Annotated in this window: 4 protein-coding genes; all 4 read right to left on the reverse strand. The window is 56.7% G+C overall.

Annotated features, from left to right (window positions below):
• Positions 1-127: 127 nt before the first annotated feature.
• The gene (locus NI20_RS0105220) at positions 128-754 is read right to left on the reverse strand and encodes a class I SAM-dependent methyltransferase (RefSeq protein WP_033120397.1); all 627 of its coding nucleotides are present in this window, start codon (positions 752-754) and stop codon (positions 128-130) included.
• A 32-nt stretch (positions 755-786) separates the two neighbouring features.
• Entirely contained in the window at positions 787-1,896 is a 1,110-nt protein-coding gene (locus NI20_RS0105225) for an alanine racemase (RefSeq protein WP_033120398.1), read from the reverse strand.
• A 51-nt stretch (positions 1,897-1,947) separates the two neighbouring features.
• Entirely contained in the window at positions 1,948-3,414 is a 1,467-nt protein-coding gene (gene nhaC, locus NI20_RS0105230; protein ID WP_081958380.1) for a Na+/H+ antiporter NhaC, read from the reverse strand.
• Positions 3,415-3,494: 80 nt separating this feature from the next.
• The coding region (locus tag NI20_RS15495) for a hypothetical protein (protein ID WP_206538566.1) at positions 3,495-3,689 on the reverse strand (195 nt) is incomplete at its 5' end.

Genomic DNA, 3,689 nt, shown 5'->3' on the forward strand with positions numbered 1-3,689 from the left:
TATCGTTTGTTTGGTACTCCTTTTGGCATAGCAAAACACCCCACTTGTTAGATAGTATACCATACTGTCTAACAAATGGGGTGCAGTTCATTCAAAACGGTGTGCGGGGTCTTTACATTTTGGGCATTTATACCTTTTTCGCCGCAAGGAACAAATTCGGCGGCGCGGGAAAGAGATTCTCCCGCTCCAGCACCGCGAAGCCCGCGTCGGCGACTGACCGCTCGAGGGAGCGCATCGTATCGAATGCGACATAGGGCCGCTTGCCGGTCTTGTATTCAAACCACTTGCACACACGCTCGCGCGTGAGCCCCTCTCCCAGGCAGTCTGATACCAGCAACAGCGTTCCCTGCGGCTTCAAGAGCGCGCGGATGCGCGCAAGCGCCGCGCTCCGATCTTCGATGTAGAGCAGCACATTGCAGGCCAGCACCGCATTGAAAGATCCCTCTGCAAGGCAGCCGTCGAACAGATCCGTCTGCGTGACGGTCACGTTCTCCACGCCCTGCGCTTTGACTTTTTCCTGCGCGCGGCGCACCATTTCACCGGATACGTCGATCGCGCGCACAGACTGCACCGAGGGCGCGACCGCAAACGTCACGATCCCCGTCCCGCAGGCAAAGTCCAGCACGGCATCCGTCGGCTTGAGATATTTTTTGAAGTGCGCGGCGGTCTTCTCATAGGCCTCCGCGTAGTGGTTGCCGACCTGCGCGTCGTAATTCTGCGCACGGCCGTCCCAAAACTCGCTCACCGTCGGCATACCGTTTTCCTCTCTCTTTTTTCTCTTTTCGATCAGGCGTTTTGCTTTCCGCCCTTGATCACCATGTGAACGCCGTCGCTGCTGGTGAGATACGCCATCGGCCCGTAGGCCTTGATGCCGAACTCCAACACGTCGCCCACATGGACCCTGTCCTTCACGGCCTCGACGTCAAGGATCGTGTGGTCGGACGAAGCGCCGATGACCTCGATACCCTCCATACGCGGGACAAGATCAAAGCAGTTACCGTAATCCACGCGGCCCATCGCAATGAGCGCGCGGCGGCGGATGCCACGATCCTCGTAGTGGCCGACCTCGCCGAAGGCGTCCACACCCAGCTCGCCGACCGGAAAGCTCGGCTTGTCGCGGCACTCGATGACCTCGGCCTTGATCGTCAGCACATCCTTATGCAAAAAATCAGGGGAGAAATTGTCCGACTCTCCGCGAAGCCCGATATCGCCGAGACGCAGCAGATTGATGCGATAGGGCATCGTGCCGTTCATTGCCATATAGGCCGAGGTGGATGCACCGCCGCTGATATAGTCGAGAGGTCTTCCGATCTCGTGCTCAATGTCTGCCGCCAGACTGACGAGCGCCTGCATATTGCGCTTGGTCGGCAAAACAGAGCCGTAGCAGCTCAGATTCACGCCCACGCCCGCAAGGCGCAGGTTTTTGAGCTCATGCTCGATCTCGAGCGCGGCATCAAGCGCATCCTCCTCGTTCCAAAAGCCTTCGCGCAGGTCGCCGAGATCCATCATCAGGATGACCTCGTGCACCTTGCCCTGCTTTTTGGTCTCTTCGTTCAGCGCACGCAGCACGATAATATCACTCTGCAGGCTGATGTCACACAGCTCCACCACGTCGGGGAGCTCGGAGAGCATCGGGATACGAATGAGCATCAGCGGCTTTTTGCAGATACCCGCCTCGCGGATCGCGCGCATCTGGCTGATGCGGGACGTGGCGATGAACTTCACGCCGCTCTCTTCATAAACGCGCACGATCTCCGGCAGCGATGACACAGCCTTGACGACGCCCGCGACCTCGATGAGCGAATCATGGCAGCGCTCTACGAGCGCTGCCAGATTCGCTGCCAATTTATCGAGATCGAATTCCACACAGGGATATTGATTCCGATTCATTGTCATGATTTTTTAATTCCTTTAGGTAGGGACCTTTCTGTTGGGTCGCTAACTGATTTACTGCGCGACTTTCTTGCTCTTCTTGAAGGGCTTGCCCGCAAGATCCTTGAGCGTCCAGCCGATCAGCACGCACAGCCAGTTCATGATGGGCATCAGCCAGTTGAAGATGGCCCAGGGACCGTAACCGCCGGCGCCCCAAGGAGCGATGTTCAGGGTGTCCTTAATGAACACACCACAGGTGTTCCAGGGGATCAGAGCGGAGGTAACGGTACCGGCACCTTCAAGGGCAGAGGACAGAACTGCCGGGTGCACGCCCATCTTGTGATACTCCTCGGCATACATACGGCCGGGAACCACGATGGAGATGTACTGCTCGGGCATGGTGGCGTTGGAGAGAACGCAGGTCACTTCGGTCAGGCCAACGAGAGCCGCAGGGCCCTTGGCAAACTTCTTGAGGGAGTTGACGATGACCTCGAGCTGGTGGGTCTGCTCCATGATACCGCCGAACATCATGGCGATGATCGTCATGGAGACGGAGGACATCATACCCATGATACCGCCGCTTTCCAGCAGTCTCGTCATGGTGTAGCTCGTTTCGGGAGAAAGACTGGCTTCGAACATGGCGAGCGCTTCCTCAGAGAAGTAGTAGCCGTTCTTACCGTAATCGAAGATGGTACCAAGCGTGCAGGCACCGGGCTGGAAGATGAGGCCCAGGATGACACCGGCAACAATGCCGAGGGTGATGCCAGGGATCGCGGGAACCTTCAGGGCAACTGCCACGATAACGACAACCGGAGGCAGGAGCAGCAACGGGCTGATGTTGAAGATACCGCCCTCCGCGGCGTTCAGCGCGTTAGAGAACTCGATCACGCGGGACATATCCGCATCGCCGCCGTGATACTGCATCACACCGAGAACTCCGAAGAAGATCAGGGTGATGGCGTAGGTGATGCCGGTGGGCAGGATCATGGCCTTGACGTGGGTGATAACGTCCGTACCGGCCATGGCGGGAGCGAGGTTCGTCGTATCGGACAGCGGGCTCATCTTATCGCCGAAGTAGGCGCCGGAGAGGACCGCGCCGGCGGTCATGCCGGGACTCATGCCAAGGCCGAAGCCAATGCCCATCAGGGCAACGCCCATCGTGCCCATCGTGCCCCAGGACGTACCGGTGGCAAGAGAGGTGATGGAGCAAATGAGAACGCACGCGATGAAGAAAATCGCGGGCTTGAGGACTTTCAGGCCGTAATAAATCATCGTCGGCACAACGCCCGCGTTGATCCACACGCCGATCAGGATACCGACGATGATCAGGATGCAGATGGACTGCAATGCTTTGTAGATGCCGTCCATCATGGACTTTTCAACTTCTTCCCATTTGTAGCCGAGATGCAGCGCCATCAGGGCGGCTGCCATCACGCCGACAAACATGGGGACGTGCGGGTCAACACCGAAGATGATGATACCGACCGCGAGTGCCGCGATCAGGATCGCCAGCGTCAACAGGGCTTCCCACAGTTTGGGCATTCTTTTTTCCTTACTCATAGTGTTACCAACCTTTCGAAATTTTGGGGGTCGCTTCGCTATTTGTATGGATATCTATGCATTCATTTTAGCATGATTCCATAGCGATAGCAAGTGTTTTTGAATGGTGAACGCAGTTTTACGGTAATGCTCTTTCCTTCTTCAATTCTCGTGGTATCTACCGATGCAGGTTTTGGATCGCACTCCTCCTTTTGGATTTTACACTGGCACAACACAAGGGGTGAAATGCTGTTTGTAAAATGCTGAAAATCCCTCTC

Origin of the sequence: Oscillibacter sp. ER4 (genome assembly GCF_000765235.1) — a bacterium.
Taxonomy (GTDB): Bacteria; Bacillota; Clostridia; order Oscillospirales; family Oscillospiraceae; genus Hominicoprocola; species Hominicoprocola fusiformis.

Bases quoted from the DNA above. Each gene is read 5' to 3' on its own strand.
- NI20_RS0105220 (WP_033120397.1), bottom strand. From the start codon at position 754: ATGCCGACGGTGAGCGAGTTTTGGGACGGCCGTGCGCAGAATTACGAC.
- NI20_RS0105225 (WP_033120398.1), bottom strand. From the start codon at position 1,896: ATGACAATGAATCGGAATCAATATCCCTGTGTGGAATTCGATCTCGAT.
- nhaC (WP_081958380.1), bottom strand. From the start codon at position 3,414: ATGCCCAAACTGTGGGAAGCCCTGTTGACGCTGGCGATCCTGATCGCG.